Source organism: Flindersiella endophytica, from assembly GCF_054779015.1.
On sequence record NZ_BAAGYY010000043.1, the window covers coordinates 209,517 to 230,918 of the forward strand.

Annotated in this window: 22 protein-coding genes and 1 tRNA gene; 11 read left to right on the forward strand and 12 right to left on the reverse strand. The window is 68.9% G+C overall.

Annotation, left to right across the window (positions count from 1 at the left end; translation table 11 throughout):
* Nucleotide 1: 1 nt before the first annotated feature.
* Nucleotides 2–1,051: an aminoglycoside phosphotransferase/kinase family protein gene (locus tag ACYVF6_RS44230; protein WP_460532483.1), complete on the reverse strand. Its 1,050-nt coding sequence runs from the start codon at nucleotides 1,049–1,051 to the stop codon at nucleotides 2–4.
* Nucleotides 1,052–1,253: 202 nt separating this feature from the next.
* Nucleotides 1,254–2,117 carry a metallophosphoesterase family protein gene (locus ACYVF6_RS44235; RefSeq protein ID WP_460532486.1) on the reverse strand — a complete coding sequence of 288 codons (864 nt, stop codon included), beginning with the start codon at nucleotides 2,115–2,117 and terminating at the stop codon, nucleotides 1,254–1,256.
* Between the two features lie 19 nt (nucleotides 2,118–2,136).
* Here ACYVF6_RS44235 and ACYVF6_RS44240 point away from each other — a divergent pair, with 19 nt between their 5' ends.
* The 3 genes from ACYVF6_RS44240 (at nucleotide 2,137) to ACYVF6_RS44250 (ending at nucleotide 4,325) form a co-directional block, all read left to right on the forward strand.
* On the forward strand, nucleotides 2,137–3,300 hold the full coding sequence (locus ACYVF6_RS44240) for a mandelate racemase/muconate lactonizing enzyme family protein (RefSeq protein ID WP_460532489.1): 1,164 nt from the start codon (nucleotides 2,137–2,139) through the stop codon (nucleotides 3,298–3,300).
* Nucleotides 3,301–3,419: 119 nt separating this feature from the next.
* Nucleotides 3,420–3,626 (forward strand): hypothetical protein, encoded by a 207-nt coding sequence (locus tag ACYVF6_RS44245; RefSeq protein ID WP_460532492.1) that lies wholly within the window; start codon nucleotides 3,420–3,422, stop codon nucleotides 3,624–3,626.
* 123 nt (nucleotides 3,627–3,749) lie between these two features.
* Entirely contained in the window at nucleotides 3,750–4,325 is a 576-nt protein-coding gene (locus ACYVF6_RS44250) for an STAS domain-containing protein (RefSeq protein WP_460532495.1), read from the forward strand.
* A 274-nt stretch (nucleotides 4,326–4,599) separates the two neighbouring features.
* Here the strand turns inward: ACYVF6_RS44250 and ACYVF6_RS44255 are convergent, their stop codons facing one another.
* The gene (locus ACYVF6_RS44255; RefSeq protein WP_460532498.1) at nucleotides 4,600–5,457 is read right to left on the reverse strand and encodes a helix-turn-helix domain-containing protein; all 858 of its coding nucleotides are present in this window, start codon (nucleotides 5,455–5,457) and stop codon (nucleotides 4,600–4,602) included.
* 703 nt (nucleotides 5,458–6,160) lie between these two features.
* Between ACYVF6_RS44255 and ACYVF6_RS44260 the strand changes: the two genes are divergently transcribed.
* Both ACYVF6_RS44260 and ACYVF6_RS44265 read left to right on the forward strand, forming a co-directional pair.
* Nucleotides 6,161–6,625, forward strand: a complete 465-nt coding sequence (locus tag ACYVF6_RS44260) for a pyridoxamine 5'-phosphate oxidase family protein (protein WP_460532501.1) — start codon at nucleotides 6,161–6,163, stop codon at nucleotides 6,623–6,625.
* A 40-nt stretch (nucleotides 6,626–6,665) separates the two neighbouring features.
* Complete coding sequence (locus ACYVF6_RS44265; protein ID WP_460532504.1) at nucleotides 6,666–7,721, forward strand: alpha/beta hydrolase family protein; 1,056 nt, start codon at nucleotides 6,666–6,668, stop codon at nucleotides 7,719–7,721.
* Here the strand turns inward: ACYVF6_RS44265 and ACYVF6_RS44270 are convergent.
* Nucleotides 7,710–8,666 (reverse strand): cytidylate kinase family protein, encoded by a 957-nt coding sequence (locus tag ACYVF6_RS44270; RefSeq protein WP_460532507.1) that lies wholly within the window; start codon nucleotides 8,664–8,666, stop codon nucleotides 7,710–7,712. The genes ACYVF6_RS44265 and ACYVF6_RS44270 overlap by 12 nt on opposite strands.
* Before the next feature lie 937 nt (nucleotides 8,667–9,603).
* Here ACYVF6_RS44270 and ACYVF6_RS44275 point away from each other — a divergent pair.
* Nucleotides 9,604–11,142, forward strand: a complete 1,539-nt coding sequence (locus ACYVF6_RS44275; protein WP_460532510.1) for a restriction endonuclease — start codon at nucleotides 9,604–9,606, stop codon at nucleotides 11,140–11,142.
* A gap of 75 nt (nucleotides 11,143–11,217) precedes the next feature.
* Here the strand turns inward: ACYVF6_RS44275 and ACYVF6_RS44280 are convergent, their stop codons facing one another.
* On the reverse strand, nucleotides 11,218–12,405 hold the full coding sequence (locus tag ACYVF6_RS44280; RefSeq protein ID WP_460532513.1) for an FUSC family protein: 1,188 nt from the start codon (nucleotides 12,403–12,405) through the stop codon (nucleotides 11,218–11,220).
* Nucleotides 12,406–12,479: 74 nt separating this feature from the next.
* On the reverse strand, nucleotides 12,480–12,833 hold the full coding sequence (locus ACYVF6_RS44285) for a GroES family chaperonin (RefSeq protein WP_460532880.1): 354 nt from the start codon (nucleotides 12,831–12,833) through the stop codon (nucleotides 12,480–12,482).
* Nucleotides 12,834–13,247: 414 nt separating this feature from the next.
* Between ACYVF6_RS44285 and ACYVF6_RS44290 the strand changes: the two genes are divergently transcribed.
* Nucleotides 13,248–14,078, forward strand: coding sequence for a class I SAM-dependent methyltransferase (locus ACYVF6_RS44290; protein ID WP_460532516.1), 831 nt, complete (start codon nucleotides 13,248–13,250; stop codon nucleotides 14,076–14,078).
* A gap of 5 nt (nucleotides 14,079–14,083) precedes the next feature.
* Here the strand turns inward: ACYVF6_RS44290 and ACYVF6_RS44295 are convergent, their stop codons facing one another.
* From ACYVF6_RS44295 to ACYVF6_RS44320, 6 genes are read right to left on the reverse strand one after another with little or no spacing between them, the layout of a single operon-like run.
* Nucleotides 14,084–14,398, reverse strand: coding sequence for a DUF3618 domain-containing protein (locus ACYVF6_RS44295; protein ID WP_460532519.1), 315 nt, complete (start codon nucleotides 14,396–14,398; stop codon nucleotides 14,084–14,086).
* A 28-nt stretch (nucleotides 14,399–14,426) separates the two neighbouring features.
* Nucleotides 14,427–15,461, reverse strand: coding sequence for a glucose 1-dehydrogenase (locus ACYVF6_RS44300; protein ID WP_460532522.1), 1,035 nt, complete (start codon nucleotides 15,459–15,461; stop codon nucleotides 14,427–14,429).
* A 19-nt stretch (nucleotides 15,462–15,480) separates the two neighbouring features.
* Nucleotides 15,481–16,239: an energy-coupling factor ABC transporter ATP-binding protein gene (locus tag ACYVF6_RS44305; protein WP_460532525.1), complete on the reverse strand. Its 759-nt coding sequence runs from the start codon at nucleotides 16,237–16,239 to the stop codon at nucleotides 15,481–15,483.
* Nucleotides 16,236–17,006 (reverse strand): energy-coupling factor transporter transmembrane component T family protein, encoded by a 771-nt coding sequence (cbiQ, locus tag ACYVF6_RS44310; protein WP_460532528.1) that lies wholly within the window; start codon nucleotides 17,004–17,006, stop codon nucleotides 16,236–16,238. Before cbiQ ends, ACYVF6_RS44305 begins: the two co-directional genes overlap by 4 nt.
* A 10-nt stretch (nucleotides 17,007–17,016) precedes the next feature.
* On the reverse strand, nucleotides 17,017–17,364 hold the full coding sequence (locus ACYVF6_RS44315; RefSeq protein ID WP_460532531.1) for a PDGLE domain-containing protein: 348 nt from the start codon (nucleotides 17,362–17,364) through the stop codon (nucleotides 17,017–17,019).
* Nucleotides 17,361–18,068 (reverse strand): energy-coupling factor ABC transporter permease, encoded by a 708-nt coding sequence (locus ACYVF6_RS44320; RefSeq protein WP_460532534.1) that lies wholly within the window; start codon nucleotides 18,066–18,068, stop codon nucleotides 17,361–17,363. The genes ACYVF6_RS44315 and ACYVF6_RS44320 overlap by 4 nt, the downstream gene beginning before the upstream one ends.
* A gap of 166 nt (nucleotides 18,069–18,234) precedes the next feature.
* Here ACYVF6_RS44320 and bcp point away from each other — a divergent pair, with 166 nt between their 5' ends.
* From bcp to ACYVF6_RS44340, 4 genes are all read left to right on the forward strand, one after another.
* A complete protein-coding gene (bcp, locus tag ACYVF6_RS44325; RefSeq protein ID WP_460532537.1) occupies nucleotides 18,235–18,708 on the forward strand; it encodes a peroxiredoxin in 474 nt (157 codons plus the stop codon).
* Nucleotides 18,709–18,850: 142 nt separating this feature from the next.
* Nucleotides 18,851–18,934: transfer RNA gene (locus tag ACYVF6_RS44330), tRNA-Leu, on the forward strand.
* A gap of 60 nt (nucleotides 18,935–18,994) precedes the next feature.
* Nucleotides 18,995–19,681: a glycosyltransferase family 2 protein gene (locus ACYVF6_RS44335; RefSeq protein WP_460532540.1), complete on the forward strand. Its 687-nt coding sequence runs from the start codon at nucleotides 18,995–18,997 to the stop codon at nucleotides 19,679–19,681.
* Nucleotides 19,645–21,357: a hypothetical protein gene (locus tag ACYVF6_RS44340; RefSeq protein WP_460532543.1), complete on the forward strand. Its 1,713-nt coding sequence runs from the start codon at nucleotides 19,645–19,647 to the stop codon at nucleotides 21,355–21,357. Before ACYVF6_RS44335 ends, ACYVF6_RS44340 begins: the two co-directional genes overlap by 37 nt.
* Nucleotides 21,358–21,402: the final 45 nt, after the last annotated feature.

The window sequence follows — 21,402 nt, forward strand, 5'->3', positions numbered from 1 at the left end:
GTTATCTACCGAACGCGGCTCTGACGGCGGCCGCGGCCGCCTTGAGATAGTCCGGATCGAACCACTCGACCTCGCCGCCGTGATGCTGGTCGATGTTCCGGCGGTAGTCGATGCCCATGAGGTAGAGCGGACGGATGCCCATCACCCCTTCGAGCCGGTCGAGCTCCTCGTCGGTCACCTCGACATGCCTGCGATAGGCGTCGACACCCGCTTCGATCAGGTCCTGCTTGAGCCAGGTACCCCACATCAGGTAGGCGAAATCGGCGAGCCGCGGCCCGCGCCCGGACGCTTTCCAGTTGATCGCGACCGGTCCCTGCGCGCCCACGACCGCGTGGTCGGGCGCGTGCAGGAGGTTGCCGTGGAGCAACGCCTCCGGCAGGCCGGCACCGTCGTCGGCCGAACGTACCTGGTGCCGGGTCCGCTCGAAGAGCTCGCGATTGGCCGCCGCGACCTTCGTATCCACGGCGTCGAGGAAGGAAAGGGCGGCCAGCAGGTCCTGGCGCGGTGTGCCCTCTCGGGTGGGGTCCTCACCGCTCGCCCCGCCCGGACGGCCGGCGGACTCGTCGAACGGCAGTGCGTGCAGTCGTCCGAGCAGGTCGCCCATGATGGTGAACTTCGCGGCACCGTCGGGAAGCGGTGTGCTTTCGACGAACCGGGTCACCAGGACCGCGCTACCGTCGACGTCTGACACCGCGTCGTCGACGGCGAGCCGTTCGGCTGGGTAGCCCTGCCGCTCCAGGAACCGCAGGATCGCGGCGTCGCCCTCGACTCCTTCCCTCGGACGGGCGGGAGGGAACGCACGCGCGACCCACGGGTCGCCGTCGTTCCGGTCGATCCGGAAGACGTAGGTCTTGTGAACGCTGATCCTCGTGGCGGCCACCGGATCGATGCCGTAGTGGTCGCGAAGATGAGTGAGCAGCCGCTCGGCGACGGGCTCGTGGTTCATCCGGGCGCCGAGACCCTCCAGGTCGGCCAGCGCCTCGGTGTAGCGCTGTCCCGTCTCCATGGCGTGCCGGCGGACGACCTTCTTGAACGTGCCGTCTCTGGTCATGACAAGCCTCCTCATGAACACCCTCGTCCCCCAGTGACGCGGTGTAGTGAGATGGCCTGCGGATATCGACGACCGAGAGGGCAACTCCCCTTCGCGAGATGGAACCCCGACTGGGGCGGATGTTCCACAGCTCGGCGACCGGTCGGCGCCGTGCCGTTAATCTCGCCGACCGACCCGATGCTTGTCAAGTGTGCGCGCGGGCTCACTCGGCGGGCAGCACCTGAACCGGCAGGCCGGGCACTCGCGAACGCGGTTGCCACTCGCGCGGATAGCCGAGCGAGACCTCCTCGAACAGGACGCCGTCCTCTGTGATCGTGCGCGGGATGTGCAGGTGCCCGTAGACCACCGCCTCCGCGCGGTAACGCAGGTGCCAGTCCGCGGTTGCCTCGGTGCCGCACCACAGGGCGAACTCCGGATACCGCAGGATCCGGGTCGGCTCGCGGGTCAGCGGGAAGTGGTTCACCAGAATCGTCTGCTGTGACGGCGGAATCGAGTCCAGCCGTTCCGTGGTCACCTTCAGCCGGGCGGCGCACCAGGCGTCCAGGCTGGGGTACGGATCGGGGTGCAGGTAGATCTCGTCGTTCCCGACGACGTGCGCCTCTTTCGCGACGGCGAGCGCTTCCGCCTTGTTCGACGTGCCTTCCGGCCGGAAGGTGTAGTCGTAGAGCACGAACAACGGCGCGATCGCGAACGACCCGGAGCCCATCGTCCACACGGGGTACGGATCCTCCGGCGTGTCCACTCCGAGTTGGCGGCAGAGCTCGACCAGGTGGAGGTACTTCTCCTCACCTCGCGACTGGACGGGATCAACCGGCAGTGTCCACAGGTCGTGGTTGCCCGGCGCCCAGATCACCCGCGCGAACCGCGACCGCAGGACGCCCATCGTCCAGGTGAAGTCCGAGACCAGATCGGCGACGTCACCGGCGACGATCAGCCAATCAGCGCTTGACTCCGGCCGCAGCTCCTCCACCAGAGCCCGATTCTCGGCGTACCGAACGTGCAGGTCGCTGATCGCGACCAGTTTCGGTGTGCCGGTTCCGGACCTTCCCCGCAGCTCGTAGCTCATACCGCGAGACTATTGCCAGGTGGCTGCCGACCAGGACGCACCGACCGACCAGATCGACGACATCGACCGCATCGCACACGTCCGCGTCAAGCTGATCAGAGTCCCGCTGCGCGCGCCGATCAGCGACGCCAAGGTGCTGACCGGACGCCAACGTCCGCTCACCGAGGTCGCCGTGCTCACCGCCGAGATCACGACGGCGGACGGACGGCACGGGCTGGGCTTCAGCTACTCCAAGCGCGCCGGGGGCCCGGGGCTCTACGCGCACGCGACCGAGATCGCGCCCGACCTGCTCGGCGAGGATCCGAGCGACATCGGCCGACTCTGGGAGAAGCTCGTCTGGGCCGGCGCCTCCGTCGGCCGCAGCGGCATCGCCACCCAGGCCATCGCCGCGTTCGACGTCGCGCTCTGGGATCTCAAGGCCAAGCGGTCCGGCCTGTCGCTGGCGAAGCTGCTCGGCGCCCACCGCGACTCCGTACGCTGCTACAACACCTCCGGCGGCTTCCTCTCCTCGCCGCTCGAGGACGTCCTCAGCAACGCGAGCGCGGCCCGCGAACGTGGCGTCGGAGGCATCAAGCTGAAGGTCGGCCAGCCCGACCTCGCCGAGGACCTGAAGCGGGTCGCCGCCGTCCGCGCACACCTCGGCGACGACGTACCGCTGATGGTCGACGCCAACCAGCAGTGGGACCGCGCGACCGCGATGCGCGCCGGCCGGATGCTCGAGGAGTTCAACCTCGTCTGGATCGAGGAGCCGCTGGACGCGTACGACGCCCACGGTCACGCCCAGCTCGCCACCGCGCTCGACACACCGATCGCCACCGGCGAGATGCTCGCGAGCGCCGCCGAACACGTACGCCTGATCGAAGCCGGCGCCGCCGACATCCTGCAGCCCGACGCACCGAGGGTCGGCGGCATCACTCAGTTCCTCAGGGTCGCCGGACTGGCCGACCACGCGGGACTCGGACTCGCCCCTCATTTCGCGATGGAGCTGCACGTCCACCTCGCGGCCGCCTACCCCCGGCCGACCTGGGTCGAGCACTTCGAGTGGCTGGAGCCCTTGTTCGACGAACGTCTCACCCTCCGCGACGGCCACATGGTCGTACCCACCCGGCCCGGACTCGGTCTCACGCTGAGCGACCAGGCAGCCGAATGGACCACGGACGCGAAAGAGATCACGTCCCGCTGAGCAACCGGGACCAAAGCCCTGGCCGAACCTGGCCGAAAGCCGATTGCGCGGCGGGCAACAAGTCCTTTCCGCGTGCAATAAATCGGGCCGGACCGTTCGCGATTCCTACGCTCCCCGGCATGGAAGGCGCGGGGTTGATCGGAATTCTGCTGGCGGTGATCGCCGGGTACACCTACGCGGTCGTGCGACGCAGCTGGAGCGACCACAAGAAGGCCAAGGCGGGGACCCGGGAGTTGGCAGCCAAGCGCTGGTCCGACCTCTGGGCGGCCATCCCGGTGATCGTCTTGGTCCTGCTGTTTCTTCGCTGGTACTTCGACAACCTGTAGCCGAGTGTTTTGCCCGTGGTGTTGCGTCCTGGGGCGGTCTGAGGTTATCTGGGAGAGGTACTGCCTTTCGGCACCGATTGCGTCGCGTGCACCCCGTCCGTCCCGGGGAAGGGAGACAGCGCCATGCGGATCGCTCGTCTCGCCACACCGATCATGTCCGCCGTCGTGAGCAGAAGCCGGCGCAGCGGACCGCTCATACCCACGCAGCGCGGGCCTGACCCCGCGCTGCGCCGCGTCGATCCGCTGGTCTTCCTCGAGCTGTCGGGCCCTCTCGTCGAGGGCACCGCACCCGCGCTCGCCGACGTGGTCAACCACCGCGTCCTCACTCCACCGCCGACCGTGGCCGCGGTCATCGACCTGTGCGGAGTGACGGCGCTCGACGGCGCCGGACGCATCGCGCTGGTCCGGCTGCACCACGACCTGGAGGTCAACGAGGTCGAGCTGCACCTGACCGCGACCAGTGACGTGCTCGACGACCTGACCGAGGAGAACGCGCTCGCGCCCGTACTCCACACGGCCGCTCGCGTCGCGATCCTCGCGGCGTACGCGGCGGTGCCCGGCCCGGCCATCGTCACCCCTGCCGCTCGCGAGATCTTCCAGCAGGAGTTCGAGCCGGTCACCCTCGTTCCGGACGACGCGGCTCCGGCCGATCTCACCGATCTCGGCAGAGCCTCGGCCGAACATCACGAAAAGCGGTAAACCGGATCGGCCAGGCGCGCAAACCGACACCAGGTAAGGGCTTTGTCACCCTGAAGCCAATTAGTTACCCGCCCCAAAACGGGATCGAACAAAAGGCACGCCGAACCTTGCGCGACGGCGTAGGTTTGCCGTAGCCGGACGGTGATGCGTTCCGGGTCCCCCCCGCCCGATGCGTCCTACCCGGTCAGGGCCGGCCACGGCGTCCCCCATCGGCTGTGGCCGGCCCGCCTTGGCCAGTGCGGCGAACGGGACCGCCCGGATCGGGCACGCCAGCTCAGTCGTCGGGGAGCTCTTTCATCATCTCCACCAGACGCTGGGCCGACAGTTTCGGCGGGAGCGCCTTCGCGCGGGTTTGCTCGAAGACGAGTTCGTACGCCTCGATGTGCGGCTCGTCCTCCGTGATGTAACCCTTCTGGGCGGCCGAGCCCTCGACGTAGACCCCCCTCGCGTTCGTGGCGTCGAGCTTGAGATCGAAGATGAGGTACGTCCCGAGCGACGGATGCGGGCCGGCGCTGAACGGGACGATCTGCAACGTCACCGTCGGCGGCGGGTTGTGCAGCCGGCCGAGCTGGGCGCGCCGCGCCTCGGGTGTGCCGGGCATCCGCCACAGCGCCGCCTCGTCGATCAGGAACAGTGCCTCGGGCGGCTCCTGGCCGGCCCAGACCTTGGCCTGCCGTTCCATCCGCAACGCGACCGCAGTGTCGATGTCGGACCGACTGCTGCCCGGCTCGACGGCCTCGATGATGGCGCGGGCGTAGTCCGGTGTCTGCAGCAGGCCGGGAATGGCGCTGTGGTCGAACTCCCGGATCCGCCAGGCGAGGTCCTCCATGCTCAGCAGACCGGCGGTGACTGTCGGGCGCGGGCCGAGATGCGACCACCAGGCCGGCCGGCGGGCCAGCTCGCGGAGGTTCTCCAGCCGGGCGCGCTGCTCGGGACTCGCGCCGTAGAGCGCGCAGAGCGTCCTCAGCTGCAGCGCGTCGATCATGGTCTTGCCCTGCTCGAAGCGCCAGACGGACGTCGTGCTGCGGGCGATCTGCTCCGCGGCGTCGTTCAGGCTGACACCGGCGCTGGTGCGGAGCTCCTCCAGCCCGCGGCCCAGCAGCCTCCTGTGGAGCACCGACTCGTCGGCCATCCGTCAAGTGTCACATCGCCGTGGTTCACCGTGCAAATTTCACGGTGACGCGCCATCAGCCGTCCGGGGACAGATGTCTCGGAGACACGATGATCACGGACACCGTGACAACGGCTCTCGATGAAAAGTTCCGTGATGTCACTTGACACGACCATCTGCACGTACAAGAGTATGTGCATACCAAGTGCGGTCCGTTCCAGGTTCACGACGCGGCGTAGTAGTGATGTGGGGGCGTCGGACCGCGCTTGGTACTAACTCCATAGACGGCGTGGCGGCTAACCACCGGTCTCTGTTAGCTGGCCGTCGCGCGTGGGACGTCGGTGACGGCACGAACCCCGAGCAGCCTGTCTCCTGCGGCCCTACATCCGGTGCCGGTGACGTGCCGACTCTCTCCGATCTCTAGGCACGTCACCGGCACCAACACCCAGACCCCGTGGATGCGACAGGAGCCCCCTGATGCCGTATGTCCTGGCGACAATGGCCGGCCTCGCCATCGGCGCCGTGATCGTCGGCGCGATGTTCAGTCGCTTCCGCTGAGGCGCCAGCCCTTTGTGTTCGGCTTCCACCCTTTCCAGGACGCTCAGGTCCAAAGTCACAGACCGGACGTACCTGTAGTCCCTACCGTGTCTCGACTCGACTCAGCACGCTTGGCTGAATCGCAGCAGAAGACCGGCTCGAGGTATTCGGTTCGAGGGGTTCAGGGATGGTCGACAAGTTCGCGTCCGCGGTGATCGGATACGAGGAGTGCGTCCGGTTGCTGTCCTCCGCGCAGCTCGGGCGGGCGGTTTTCACCGAACGGGCGCTGCCGGCTGTACAGCCGGTCAGCTACGTCGTACGGGACAACACGATCATCATGTCCACGGTCGCCGGGTCCCGGCTCTCGACGGTGGCCAGCGACTCCGTGATCGGCTTCGAGGTCGACGAGATCGACCCGGATCTCCATACCGGCTGGAGCGTGACGGTCGTCGGACGCTCCACGCTGGTGCGTGATCCTGTGGAGGTAAGCGCTCTCTCGAGCTTGCCGCTGACCCCGTGGGCGCTCGGACGGCGTACCCAGTTCATCCGGCTGGCGCTCGAGCTGGTGCACGGCCGCCGGATCGTGCCGCCTGCCCCAGCCACCGTGCCGTTGCCGGTTCCGGGCGAGCCCGTCGTGTGCGATCCGGCCTAGCTTTCTCCGGCGTTTCGGCAACCGGCGGCAAGATGGAGGCATGCTTCCACGCCGCCAGTTCGGTTGGCTGATGGGCCTGTCCCTGGCCGGGATGTACGGCTGCACGAGCACACCCACCGAGGACCGCTCCTCCGCCACCTCAGACCCGTCCACTCCCCCAGGCACCCCGAGCGCCTCGCCGGCCGTGCCGACGACACCGGCAGCCCCACGGCCGACCCCGGCCAGGGCGCCGCATCCGGTCTCGCTGCCGGCGCTGATGACCAAGACCTACGACGGCCGGGGACTGACGCTCGGCAGGGTGATCGACCGCAACTCCGCCTACACGCGCTACTTCGCGACGTACAAGAGCGGCGACCTCACGATCTCGGGAATCGTGAACGTGCCGGCCGGGCGCGGGCCGTTCCCGGCGCTGGTGCTGAACCACGGCTACATCGACCCGGCCGTCTACACCAACGGGCGCGGGCTGAAGCGCGAGCAGGACTACCTCGCGCGACGCGGCTACGTCGTCCTGCACACCGACTACCGCAACCACGCGCAGTCCGATGATGATCCGAACAGCGAGCTGCACGTCCGGCTCGGCTACACCGAGGACGTCATCAACGCGGTCCTGGCCCTGCGCGAGTCGTCGCTGCCGTATCTCGGGCACGATCGGATCGGCCTGCTCGGGCGCTCGATGGGCGGCGGCGTCACGTACAACACGCTGGTCGCGCAGCCCGGCCTGGTCAAGGCCGCGGTCGTGTTCGCGCCGGTGAGCTCCAACGCGGCGCAGAACTTCAACCGCTGGAGCCGGGGCGACTCCGTGGCGCCGCGGATCATCGCGGCGTACGGCGCGCCGGAACGCAACCCGGAGTTCTGGCGCGGGCTGTCGGCGGTCAACTACTTCGACCGCGTCACCGAGCCGATCGTCATCCACCACGGCACCTCGGACGACACCTGCCCGCCACAGTGGTCCCGCGACACGCTGTCGGCGCTCAAGCGGGCCGGCAAGAACGCGACGTTGTACTGGTACGAAGGCGAGGAGCACGCGTTCGTCCCGCAGTGGCCGGCATCGATGCGGCGCACGGTGCGCTTCCTGGACCGGTATCTAAAGGGCTGAGCTGTGCGGCCGGCCCGGCAACGGCAAGTCGATGCCGTGCGCCGACGACCACTCGCGTACCAGCTCGGGGAGCACACGGCTCCAGAAGTACGCCTCCGCGCTCGTCTCGTCGTGGACGGCGTCGCCGTCCTGCCCGACCAACCGGGCCGGAACGAGCGTGAAGTCGTTGAGGAGCGCGGCACTCAGCTTGCGGTGGCCCTCGACGACGTAGAAGTGCGGCCGCGCGTACCCGATCGACAACGGCTCCAGCGCGGCCGGACCACCCTGGCCGACGTTCGTGACGTACTCGGAGTTCTTGAACTCCTCCACACTGTCCAGCCCCCGCGCCTGGGTCGGGTAGATCCGGGCCGGATCGATCAGCAGCAACGGTGGCTCGTCGCGCAGGATGCCGGAGCCCAGCGTGCCTTGGTACGCCGCGACGATCAGGTCGACGACATCGCCGACGGCGGCGCGGGTGGTGTCGCACACGAGGTCGTAGTTGCGTAAGAGGTACTTGTCGACGCCGTACCGCTCGATGAACCGGACCCGCTCGCTGTCGCTGCGCTGGCGCAGCTTCTCCTCGGCCTGCTCGAGCGAGGTGTAGCCCTCGACCGCATCGGCGGGACGAGCGGTGACCCGGCGCGCCGCGACCGCGGAGTCGATGATCATGTGGACCTTGAACGCGCCGCCGAAGAAGTGCCAGCCGAGCCGGCTGTCGACCACGAGCTGCTCGCCCGAGGCCGCCAGGTCACGCTGCACCTGATCGACGTCGTCGTCGACGGCCTTGTCGGCCTCGGCGTGCTGGTTGAGCTCCAGCGTCGTCATGCCACGGGACTTGGCCATCGCGCGGTGCACATCGCCCATCGCGACCCGGCGCATACCGAGGCGGGCGGCAAGCTCGGTGGTGACGGTGCTCTTTCCGCTTCCGAGGTCGCCGTTGATGACAATCGACCGGCCCTCCGGCATTTTGCGTACTCCGTTCACACCTTCACGGGATGACCAACCTGGGGTTCAGACCAGTCAGGATAAGCGCGGTCGGAGGCTTGGGTGCGCCGAGGGTCGCCCGGCAGACGACCCTCGGCCGGCCGGAGTTGCCGCGGGGGTCCGCTGCCCCCACCCGCTCCGGGCACCGGCGTACGCCACCGGCCGCCGGTCCCGGCCAAGCCGGCGGTGACTCCGGAGCGCATTCGGGCCCATCCCAAACCACCTGACCGTGATCCAGGTGATTGCCCGATCGGCCGAGACTGTCCCACGACATTCGCCGAATAACGTGCGGAGTCACCTCGAGAGGGGTAGGTATTGCCCGAAATTGGAACGAAGCCATTCAATGCCCACCGACCCACTTCAACACTGCGTAACCCGAAAAGGATGCAAGCCTGGCTTGCATGATCACATGCCGAGACAGCCCTTCCGGGATTCCGGAGCCCCATGTTACAACTCTTCTACGCATTGTTATCGGACGCTGCACCAGATCGGGAGTGCGCCGATGGAGCGTGGGTGCCACCACAGTGGCGAGGCGCTCGGTGTGGGAGACAGACCGCGCCGAGGATCCGACAGACCCCGAAAACCCGCTCCGCAATCCGTTGCCCTGTTCGAAAGATATGGTCACCGCCGTGATTTGTCCGGCGAATCCTCCAGTTCGAGGTTGCCGGCCCATCCCGGCCGCTCGCCTCCGTGAGCAGGTCGAGACCGGCCAAGACATGCGATGGTGCTTGTCGCCCGAGGCCGGTCCCGTCCAAAGACCCGTTCCTGGAGGGAGCGCACGATGTCAGAGCGTTCGCATGAGTCTGACTGGCGCAGGCGCCGACGCGACCACGCCGCCGCCCGGTTGACTCGAGTAGGCAACAGGCGACGCAAAGAGGCCGAACGACAGCACAAAGCCGAAGAAGAACACCGGCACGCGATGCGGGTGCAACGCCTGATCGAAGAGGCCGTGGTCAAGACCGAGAACTCCGACCACCGTACGCAGAAGCTCGATTTCCTGCTGATGGCGGCGGCCGCGCATCTCCCTGGACCACTCGACTTCTCGAAGCTCAAGGAAGAGGTCCCCGGACTCGACCTCGGCGAAGATGCCGAACCGCTGCTGGCGCCACGCTGGGAGACATACGTCCCGAAGTCGGCGGGCTTGTCGGATCGCTTGTTCCACAGGGGTGCCAAGCACCGACGCGCCACCGAGGACGCCGAACGCGCATACCGCAAAGCACTCGAACGTTATCGGCTGGAAGAAGCCGCTCGCAAACAACGCGTAGAGCGGCTGCGAAAAGAACACGAAGAGTCGATTTCGCAGAGCCACCGGCGAATTCTCGAGCACAATGACGAGATCGACGAATTCGAGAGCCTGGTCTATGCCGGCGATCGGATCGCCGTCAGCGACTACTACGAGCGAGTCTTCGAACCGGTGAAGGACAAGCCGCCGTTTCCCGACGGCCGGAGTTTCGCCTACGTCCCGGAATCGAGATTGCTGCTGATCGAATGGGCGATTCCCAGCATCGATATCGTTCCGCGCGAGAAGGAATTCCGCTACAACAAGGCGACGGACCAGGTGAAGGTCCACAAGCGCCGGGCGGCGAGCGAAATCCGCGAAACGTACCAGAACCTCCTTGCCCAGCTGGCCATCCGGGCGGTCAAGACCGCATTCCTGGCCGACCCCAACTGGCTGGTCGAGACCGTCGTGTTCAACGGCATGCTCACCGCCGGCGAATACGACGAGGACGAGGAGAACGACCTGATCGTCGAGGTCGAGGAGACCGTTTGCCTGATCTCCATGCGGGCCACGCGCCACCACTTCGCCCGCCTCGACCTGAAGGACATCGAACCGCTCGACGTCGCACGCAGGCGGCTGTCGGCGGAGATCTCGCTCTACCCGGATGAGCTGGTGGGGGTGACCCAGCTGCTTCCGTACGACCTCGCCGACCCGTACCTCGTCGTCGAACCCGAGGGTGTCAACATCTTCGACGCCGGGCGGGACGAGCTCTCCGAGCTGGTCGTCGACCTGCTCGACCGGATGGGCTTCGAGACCGAGCTCCTCCGCGCGAACGACACCGACCTCGACTACCTCGCCTCCCGCCAGACCAGCGGCGGCCAGGAGCTGCACGTCGTGCACGTCCGCAAGGTGGACTCCATCGCCAACCCAGCCGACGTACGTGACCTGCACCATGCGGTCCGACGGGAACGGGCGGACGCGGGCACGCTGCTGATCACAGGGGGATTCGATCCACGCAGCTTCGAGTACGCCAACGGCAAGCCGCTGCACCTGCTCGACGGGTACGGCCTGGTCGCGCTGTGCGCGAAACACGGCATCGCGGCCTACCTCGACCGCTCCCCGACCGGCTCGGACGCAGGCTCCGAGGACGAGGACGACGACTCCGAGGGCCGGGCGGCCAGCCTGCCGAGCCAGCGCGCCCAGTCACTGCCACCGGCACCACTGCGTATGGGCCGATGAGAGTTGGCGGCCGCTGGGGGCGGCCGCCAACGGGGGTTTTGCTCCCCTGATCCGTCGACCGGCCGATCGTTTCGGTCAGCTCGACGAGGCCGCCTTGCGGTGCAGTTTGGTCGGCTCCACCTCGTCCAGCAGGCGATCGATGTCGGTCCGCGCCAGGCCGGTGGCCAGCAACAGGTCGTAGACCGTCGAACGGATCTGGGCGACCACCACGTTCGCGGAGAAGCCCTGGCCCGAACTCAGTGTCGCCGTCGCCAGCTCGGCCGCGTCGACCAGGCCCAGTCGCGCCGCGCGGGGCTCCCAGCCCTTGGCCAGCTCGTTCCGCAACGTACGGATCGACTCCGCCAGGCGGTAGACCGCGGCCGGCAGACCCGGATGGACGCTCTCCCCCACCCGCAGCATCGTCGCCGAACGGCGGGCCAGCACTCGTACGTTGCGCGTCGCGTTGTCGATGTCGCCGATCGCGTCGACGTAGAGCGCCAGATGGCCCTTCATCCGCCACCGCACCGGGGCGATCCGCGCGATCTCGCCTCCCGCCACCAGATCCGAGTCGAACTGGTCCAGCGACTCCTCCAGCTGCCTGGCCACCCCGAGCGCCTGCTTCGCAAGCTCCGCGTCGCCGGACTCCAGCGCCTTGGCCAGATCCTGCAGCGAGCCGGTGAGACCGTCGAGCAGCCGGTTGGCGGCCCGGCGTACGACCCTCACGGGGTTGACGGGCAGGAACAGGGCGTTGATCACGACGCCCACCACACCGCCGATGATGGCGTCGACGAAGCGGTCGGTGGCCATGCCCGACTGGGTGTTCGGCGTCAGCGCGACCAGCAGGATGCCGGACGCCGCGGCCTGGTTCACCACGAGCGGCCCACCGCCGGCGAAGACCGCGACGGCCATCGCGAGCGCGACGACCACGCCGATCTGCCACATGCCGCGCCCGATCACCGCGATCAGCAGGTCGGCCACCAGCACGCCGACCGCGACGCCGACGATCAGCTCGATCGAGCGCCGCAGCCGCTGGCCGAGGGAGACCCCGAGCGAGATCACGGCCGCGATCGGCGCGAAGAACGGCGAGACGTGCCCGACCACCTGGCTCGCGATCAGCCACGCCAGCGCCGCCGCGACCGCCGACTGGAGGATCGGGACGACGGTGTAGCGCAGCCGGCGTAGCCGTGCCTTGGTGCTGTCGGCGGATCGCTGGGCGATCTCGTCCAGGATCGCCTCGCCGCGACGCTTGATCGTGGGCTTTCCTGCCGAGCTCGGTGCGGTCATGTTCCAGCGTTTACGCCATCCGGAACGCGTGTGCAAGTACCGGCCGCACAGACGCGCGGTCGGCTACGCGTCGCCTACAGGTAGAGGCCGGTCTGGTCGGCTTCGAGCCGCTCGGACGCGACGGCGTGGATGTCGCGCTCGCGAAGCAGGATGTAGCTCTCGGCGCGTACCTCGACCTCGGCCCGCTCCTCGGGGTCGAACAGCACGCGGTCGCCGATCACGATCGTGCGTACGTGCGGCCCGATCGCCACGACCCGCGCCCACGACAGGCGGCGGCCCATCTGGGCGGTCGCCGGGATCACGATTCCGCCGGAGGAGCGGCGTTCGCCGGCCTCGTTGTCGAGGGTCACCAGAACCCGGTCGTGCAGCATCCGGATCGGCAGCTTGTCGCTGCTGACGAGCTTGTCCTGCGGGCTTTCGGTGGACATGGCGGCGGTTTTCGGGTCGGTTGTCGTCTCGGTGGGCGTCTGACTCACGTCATGGAAGGGTACGGCGGACCGCGCCGGATGTGCCACCCGGGCAACCCTGGACCGGCGGCCGGGCAGCTTGGTGACAGGAGGTGGGCGCGCATGCGCTGGATGCGATGGATCGGACTCCCTCGCCCTGACCGCCGGGATGGCCGTCGCGGCGACCGTGGGACTCGCCGGAGCCATGCCCGGCACCGCGTGTGCGTGCAGCTGTGTGCAGGCAAGCATCCGCGTCGCGTGCGTCGCCGCAGGTCAGCGCGCCCGTAACAGTCAGCCACCGCACCACCTGGTAGGCCCTGTTTGCTCATTACTGAACGAGTGTTTAGTCTGTTGAATGCAGGTTCAACCGACATCGACGCGATGAAACAGGCAGACATGAGCGACGCCACCACACCCATCCCCACCCTGAGTCCACTGGAGAACAGCCTCTGGCTGACGCTCTGCGGCCGCGCCCTCGACGCCCGCCGAGCGGATGCGATCCTCGGCGATCGGATGGCGGACCGGATCGTGCGTGAGGTCGGCTACGACTACGCCAAGCTCAACATCAGCGGGCCCGGCGCGATCAACATCGCGCACCGGGCCAAGAAGCTGGACGAGATCGCCCAGGCGTTCATCGCTCAGCACCCCGACGCCGTGGGCCTCGACCTCGGAGCCGGCCTGGACTCCCGGATCCTCCGGCTCGACGTGCCACCGGCCGTCGAGTGGTACGACATCGACTTCCCCGGCGTGATCGCGGCGCGGGAGCACCTGCTCCCCCACCACGAGCGTGCTCACTCACTCGCCGCCGACCTCACCACCGGTGACTGGCTCGACGAGATCCCCAGCGACCGGCCGGCCGTCATCGTGGCCGACGGGCTGATCGCGTTCCTCAGCGACGAAGAGATGCGGACGCTGGTCAACCGCCTGGTCGACCACTTCCCCGGTGGACAGATCGCGTTCAACGGCTACTCGAAGTTCGCCGTCTGGGCCCAACGGCACTACAAGGGCGCCGAGTCCATCGCGGGGCTCACGAAGTTCGACGGCTTCGACGACCCGCACGTACCGGAGAGCTGGAACCCCAGGATCGAGCTCGTCAGGGAGATCCTGCTGACCCGCGAGCCGGAGGTCGAGCACTTCCCCACCGCCCTGCGGCTGTTCACCAAGCTCGGCGCGCACAGCGAAGGCATGTCACGCCGCGGCAACGTCGTCCTGCACTACCGCTTCTGACGACGTCAGCGACGGAACAGCTTGCGGAGCAGGATCAGCGCGCCGACGGTCCCCGCGACCGCCACACCGACCTTGACCACCCGATCGGTACGCACACCGGTCTTCGGGTCGACGAACAACTCCTTGATGCTGTTCGCCGCCCGCCCCGCCAGCTCGGCCGGGCGTACGCGGTCGACCAGCGAGTCGACCGTCGCGGCCAGACGTTCCCTGGTCTCGGCCAGGTCGGCCGCGATCTGCTCCGGCGTACGGTCACCGTTGGACGGCGTCCGTTGCACGGGAAGGTCCTCCCTGGTCGCTGCCCGCTCCTCGGAGTCGCTCACAGCACGCCCTTTCCTCAATCGGAAGCACCTAGTTTCGCAGATCGACGACGACCTTGACGTCATCTGGGCGCTTGGACAGGGCACTCGTCCAGTCGCTCAGCGGCACCTTGCGCGTGACCAGCCTCGACAGCCAGTCGTGGTCGGCGTTGCGCAGCGCTTCCACGCCGTCGATGTAGTTGCGCCGGCCGGCGTTCACCGAGCCGACGATCACGGAGTTCTCCAGGACGAGCTCCTTGTTGAGCGCGTCGCCGGGTACGGGGATCTCGTGCGAGCCCGAGGAGATCCCGGTCAGGCACAGCACCCCACTCGGTGCCAGCAGCTTCGCCGACCGGAACACCAGCGCGCCGACGCCCGTGCACTCGATCACCACGTCGACCTCACCGTCGAGCTGGTCGAGGTCGGTGAGGTAGTGCGCGCCCAGCTCGCGTACGAGGTCCGGCTTGGGCCCGTTCTGCACCCGGTCGAGCACCGTGACGTCGAGCCCGCGCTGGACGCCGAGCAGCGCCGCCAGCAGCCCGATCGGCCCGGCGCCGGTGACCAGCGCGGTCCGCGGCCCGGCCCAGGCCCGCCGCTGGATCGCCTCGACCTGCTCCCAGGCCTTGGCGACGACGCTCGCCGGCTCGGTCAGGACGCCGAGCTCGCCGAGCTCCTTCGGCAGCCGGATGGCGTACGACCGTTCCGTACGCCACCGCTGGGCGCCGAAACCGTTCCGCTCCTTGATGCCGCGCTCGGTGTACAGACCGTTGCGGCAGTAGTCCCACTCACCGCGCGCGCAGGCCGGGCACGGCACCGGATCCATGTGCCGCACGATGCCCGCGATCAGGTCGCCCGCCTCCAGCCCGGACACCGGTGGCGCCTCCAGCACCCGGCCCAGCGACTCGTGGCCCAGCACGAGCCGCTCCTCACCGGGTGGGGCCGCGCCGTAGCCCTCCTCGACGATCTCGATGTCCGTGCCGCAGATGCCGAGCAGCAACCCCTCGACGAGGACGTTGCCCTCGCCGGCAGCGGGTTCCGCGAGCTCGACGAGCTCGGCACTCCCCGGCTTCCCGGGGATCGTGGTCATGGCCAGCATGATCCAAGACTTACCCCGCGGGCGACGGGTGAAAGCCGTACGGCAGCTCCAGCCGGTGCGTCCGCAGCAGCTCGGCGTCGGCCAGCAGGTCGCCGGTGGGCGCGTCCGCTGCGATCGTGCCCTGGTCGAGGATCACCGAGCGCTCGCACAGCTCCCAGGCGTACGGCAGGTCGTGCGTCACCATCAGCACGGTCACATCCAGCCCGCGCAACACCTCGGCCAGCTCCCGCCGGCCGGCCGGATCCAAGTTGCTGGACGGCTCGTCGAGCACGAGGATCGACGGCCGCATCGCCAGCACGGTCGCGACCGCAACCCGCCGGCGCTGGCCGAACGACAGGTGGTGCGGCGGCCGGGCGGCGTGGGAGCTCATGCCCACCGCGGCCAGCGCCTCGGCCACCCGCGCGTCCAGTTCGGCGCCACGCAGCCCGAGGTTGGCCGGGCCGAACGCCACGTCGTCGCGCACGGTCGGCATGAACAGCTGGTCGTCGGGGTCCTGGAACACGATGCCCACGCGGCGGCGGATCTCCAGCAGGTTGGTGTCGGCGACCGGCAGGCCGTCGATGCGTACGCTGCCGAGGCCCGGCGTCAGGATGCCGTTGAGGTGGAGTACGAGTGTGGTCTTGCCGGCGCCGTTCGGGCCGAGCAGCGCGACCCGCTCGCCGCGCCGGATGGTCAGGTCGACGCCGAACAGCGCCTGATGGCCGTCGGGATAGGCGTAGGCCACGCCGGACAGCTCGACGACGGGCTCCTGGGTCACAGCATCCTTCACTGGGCAAACCATGCCGCAGCTCCTACGATCGCGGCCAGGACGGGCAGCGCGGCGGCCGCCGTCCAGGCCTGGACGGTTGCCGCCGGCTGGGTTCCCGCGGCCGGCAGCTGGCCGGTGTAGCCGCGGGACAGCATCGCGAGGTGCACGCGCTCACCACGCTCGTACGACCGGATGAACAGCGCGCCCGCCGACTTCCCCAGCACCGGCCAAGACCGCACCGAGCGGGCCTCGAAGCCGCGCGAGAGCCGGGCGATCCGCATCCGGCGCAGCTGGTCGGTGATCACCTCGACGTAACGCACCATGAACGATGCGATCTGAACGAGCAGGCGCGGCATCCGCAGCCGCTCCAGTCCGGCCAGCAGGTCGCGCTGGTCGGTCGTCGCGCCGAGCAGGATCGAGGCGACCACGCCGAGCGTCGCCTTGGCCAGGACGTTCCAGGCGCCGAGCAGCCCGTGCTCGGACACCTCGACGAAGCCGAGCAGCTCCATCCGCGGACCGGTCGCGATGAACGGCAGCAGGATCGCGAACACCAGCACCGGCGTCTCCACGACCAGCCGCTTGAGGACGAACGTGGGCCGGATCCGCGCAGTGGCGGCGACGGCCGCGAGCATCAGGGCGTACCCACCGAACGCCCAGTACGCCGTGCGCGGCGTCGCGACCACGATCAGGACGAACGTGAGCAGCGCGACCAGCTTGCAGTGCGCCGGCAGGGTGTGTACGGGCGAGTGACCGTGCACGTAGAGCTTGTGCGCGTGCCCCGCTCCCATGGTCGGCTCCTCAGCTCTGCTGCTCGGCGAGCTCGGTGCCGGCGTCCGCCTCGGCGCCGGAGCGCTTGCGGCGGCGGACGGCGTAGGCAACCCCGGTGCCGAGCCCCAGCACGACGATCACGCCGACCACGCCCGCGATACCGCCGGCCAGCCGCTCGTTGCCGACACCCTTGGTGCCGTAGTCGGCGAACGGCGAGCCGGACGTCGCGCTGTCCTCGGCCGTGTGGCTGAAACCGTGGTCCTCGGCGACCTTGTTCAGGCCGTCCGGGCTGCCCGAGGCGTAGAAGCTCACCACGCCGGCCAGCAGCAACGCGACCAGGAGGCCGGCCGCGACGAGTGCCTTGGTGCGTACCTTCATGGGGTGCTCGCCTCCGGGGTCTTGCTCGTCCTACGGATTTCCAGCGTTCGGGTGGCGAGCAGCGGGCGCGCGCCGTAGACCAGATCGGGCCGGACCGCGAGCACGCTGGCGATGGTGAGCGACGTGATCACGGCCTCACCGAGCCCGATCAGCACGTGCCAGCCGATCATGGAGCCGGCCAGCGCGGGCAGCGGGATGTCGACCGCGCCACCGACGATGTACAGGCCGGTGAAGCACAGCGCGGCGACCGGCACGGAGACCGCGGCACCGGCGAATGCCGCCGGAACGACCGAAGCGGGACGTTTGGGGAGCAGTTTCTGGAGCAGTTTGAACACAGCCCACCCGACGACGACGGTGACGACGCCCATCAGGAGGATGTTCGTGCCGAGCGCGGTGACGCCGCCGTCGGCGAAGAACAGCGCCTGCACCAGGAGCACGACCGTCATGCACAGGATCGCTGTCCAGGGTCCGACCAGGACCGCGGCGAGCGCGCCGCCCAGCAGGTGCCCGCTCGTACCCGCCCCGACGGGGAAGTTCAGCATCTGGACCGCGAAGATGAACGCGGCGACCAGCCCGGTCAGCGGTGCGGTCTTGTCGTCGAGCTCGCGGCGCGCGCCACGCAGCGACAGGCCGATCGCGACCACGGTCGCCGCACCTGTGGCGATCGACGTCGGCGCGTCGAGGAATCCATCGGGTACGTGCACGTGCCTGCTCCTTGGTCGGCCGGGCGATGAGGGAGGATCTGCTGTGTTGTTCGCATCCGGCTCGGGCTTGGATTGCCGAGATGGGTGCAACCCCAGTTGGCGCTAATTGCATTTTACTTGCAAGAGCATAGTGCTCGCAGGTTGGGACACGTTGGGAGATGTGACGATGCCGACCCAGACGAAGTTGCAGCCGGGCGCACCGGCTCCGGAATTCACCCTGCCCGACGCGGACGGCAAGCCTGTCTCGCTGGCGGACTACCGCGGGCAGAAGGTGATCGTCTACTTCTACCCCGCCGCCTCCACGCCGGGCTGCACGCGCGAGGCGTGCGACTTCCAGGAGTCGCGTGAGGAGCTCGACACGGCCGGTTACGCCGTCGTCGGCATCTCGCCCGACAAGCCGGAGAAGATCGCGAAGTTCCGGGAGGAGGGCGGGTTCACCTTCCCGCTGCTGTCCGACCCCGACCGCGCTGTGCTGACGACGTGGGGCGCGTACGGTGAGAAGCAGCTCTACGGCAAGACCGTGACCGGCGTGATCCGCTCGACGTTCATCGTCGACGAGGAGGGCAAGATCGAGGTCGCACAGTACAACGTCCGTGCGACCGGCCACGTCAACAAGCTCCGCCGCGAGCTCGGCATCTGACCCACCGCCCGAAGCCGCGGCTGAATACGCGGTTAACGTGCGTGTTCGCGCAGGTGGAGTGGGAATGGACCGGATGGTGGGACCGGTATAGCGGAGGCACGGCCAGGTCGGGAGCCCCTAGACTTGGCCGCTGCCGGAGCTGGCGAGAGTGGCGGAATGGCAGACGCGCCGGGTTTAGGTCTCGGTGCCTTCGGGCGTGAGGGTTCAAGTCCCTCCTCTCGCACCACGTCTTCGGCTGTACATCCCCGGGCGACCGTCGCTCGGCGGCCTGGAGGGGACCCCGCCGATGAAGTTGTCGATCCTCGTACCCGTCTACAACGAGGCCGCGACGTTCGATCTCGCGCTCAAGCGGATCCTCGATGTCGACTATCCGTGTGACGTCGAGGTGGTCATCGTCGACGACGGGAGCCGGGACGGCACAGCTGAGTTGCTCGACAGCATCGACGACGAACGCGTCAGCGTGCACCGGCATCCGGTCAACCGGGGCAAGGGCGCCGCGATCCGCACCGCCGCCACCGAGGCCACCGGCGACTACCTCGTGATCTGCGACGCCGACCTCGAATACAGCCCGGGCGACATCCCGGCACTGCTCGAGCCCGTGCTTTCCGGCGAGTCCGAGCTGGTCTACGGCACCCGTACGTTCTCCAGCCACACGTCGTACTCCCTGTGGTACGTCCTCGGCAACAAGGGCGTCACGATGTTCGCCAACGTGCTGTTCAACTCCTACATCCGCGACCTCGAGACCTGTTTCAAGCTGATGCCGGTCGAGCTCTACCGCGAGCTGCGGATCCGCTCGGCCGGGTTCGGCATGGAGGCGGAGATCACCGGCAAGCTGCTGCGGCGCGGGCACCGGCCGTACGAAGTGCCGATCTCCTATCGGGCCCGCACTCGCGAGGCCGGCAAGAAACTCACCTGGCGCGACGGCGTTGAGGCTCTGTGGATCCTGCTGCGGATACGTCTGTTCGGCCGGTAGGCGACCGCGCCCCGGCCGGGTCTTCGAGCTCGAGCGGCGGCGGTGCGGCGGGCAGCCTGGCCTCGGCTGACCGGCTCGGCCGGCTCGGCATCTGGCTGGCGGTGGCGGCGGGGATCGGCGTCCGGTTCTGGCTGTGGTGGCAGGACCGGCCGTTCTGGCGGGACGAGGCCGGGCTGCTGCAGAGCCTCGACGCGTACGGCCTGCGTGCGCTGCTCGGGCCACTGGCGGACGCGCAGTCGGCGCCGCCGGGGTGGCTGCTCGCCGAGCGGCTGACCACCACCGTCCTGGGCGACGGCGAACGGGTGTACCGGCTGCTGCCGTTCCTGGCCGGGTGCGCCACGCTCGTGGTTTTCGCGTTGCTGTGCAGGGCTCTCGTCCGCCACCCGTGGGCGGCGATCGTGCCGCTGGTTCTGATCGCGACGATCTCGGAGCTGGTCTTCTACACGGCGCAGGCCAAGCAGTACACCGCCGACACGTTCCTGGTCACGCTGGCGTTGCTGCTCGGCGTGCGGATGCTCCGGGAGCCGACGAGTCGCCGGCGTGAGGTGGCCTGGTACGTCCTGCTGGCGGCAGGCCCGTGGTTCTCGCACGGCTTCATGTTGTCGGCGCCGCTACTGGCCGCGTGGGTGAGCTGGTGCCTGTGGCGGAGAGGGTCCCGTTCGCCGGCGTGGCTGGCCGGGCGGCTGGCGGTGCCGGCCGCGTCGGTGCTCGCGGCGGCGCTGTGGGCACGGCACCTGACCGGCCAGGTGAGCGACTTCGCGAACTACTGGGCCGCGTTCTTCGCGCCCTGGGACGCGGGATGGTCGCGGCTGGTCGCGTGGAACGGTTGGGTGTTCCGGGAGCTGACGCTGCGCGAGCTCGGCATGCGGTACTGGTGGGCTCTCGGCCTGGTGCTGCTCGGCCTGGGGGCGGCGTTGTGCCGGCGGCGTACCCGGGCCGCCGCTGTGCTGCTGGTGCTGCCGGTGCTCACGGCGTACCTCGCCGCGCAGGCGGGCGCCTATCCGTTCGGGCGGCGGCTGATCCTGTTCTGCGTGCCGGCGCTGCTGGCGTTCGTGGCCGTGCTGCTCGACACGGTGCCCTTGCTGGTGGCGCGCCTGACCCGGCGGCGGTGGCCGGGAGTGGTCGCGGGCGTGGCTTCCGCCGCGCTGGTTTTGACGGTGGCCTGGACACAGCCGGTGCGGCTGGGCAACGACCTGCGCTATCTGTACGGCGTCGACAACTACCGCTGGGCGTTCGGGTACGTCGCGGAGCACTGGGACGCCGGCGACGTCCTCGTCATCGGCAACGGCGACCGCGCGGCGGCCCGGGTCTACGCCCGGCGCTATCACATCCCGCCGGACCGCATCCTGCGCGCGATGCCTGCCGCGGACACCTCCAAACGCGCCGACTGCCCGTTGCCGCGGCAGGTCGCGTCCGCCGGCCAGGTCTGGACGATGACGGGCGACCAGGTGACGTTGTACGAAGGCGCGACCAGTCGCTTCGCCGTCGCCGCGCCGTTGAACGGCAGGTTCCGCTACGCCTGGAGCGACGACAGGGGCATGGTCACACTCCAGTCCTGGCTGGCAGAGCCCGACCCGGCCAAGCGCAAACCACCGCTGTCGGTCCGCTGCCTCGACTACGCCCTGCTCGGCCCGGCCGGCACACCCAAGTACCCCCAGCCGCTGCCGGCGAACTGACGCCCGCACCAGCTCGCCGGCGCGCGCACCTGCTCCCGCCTTGCG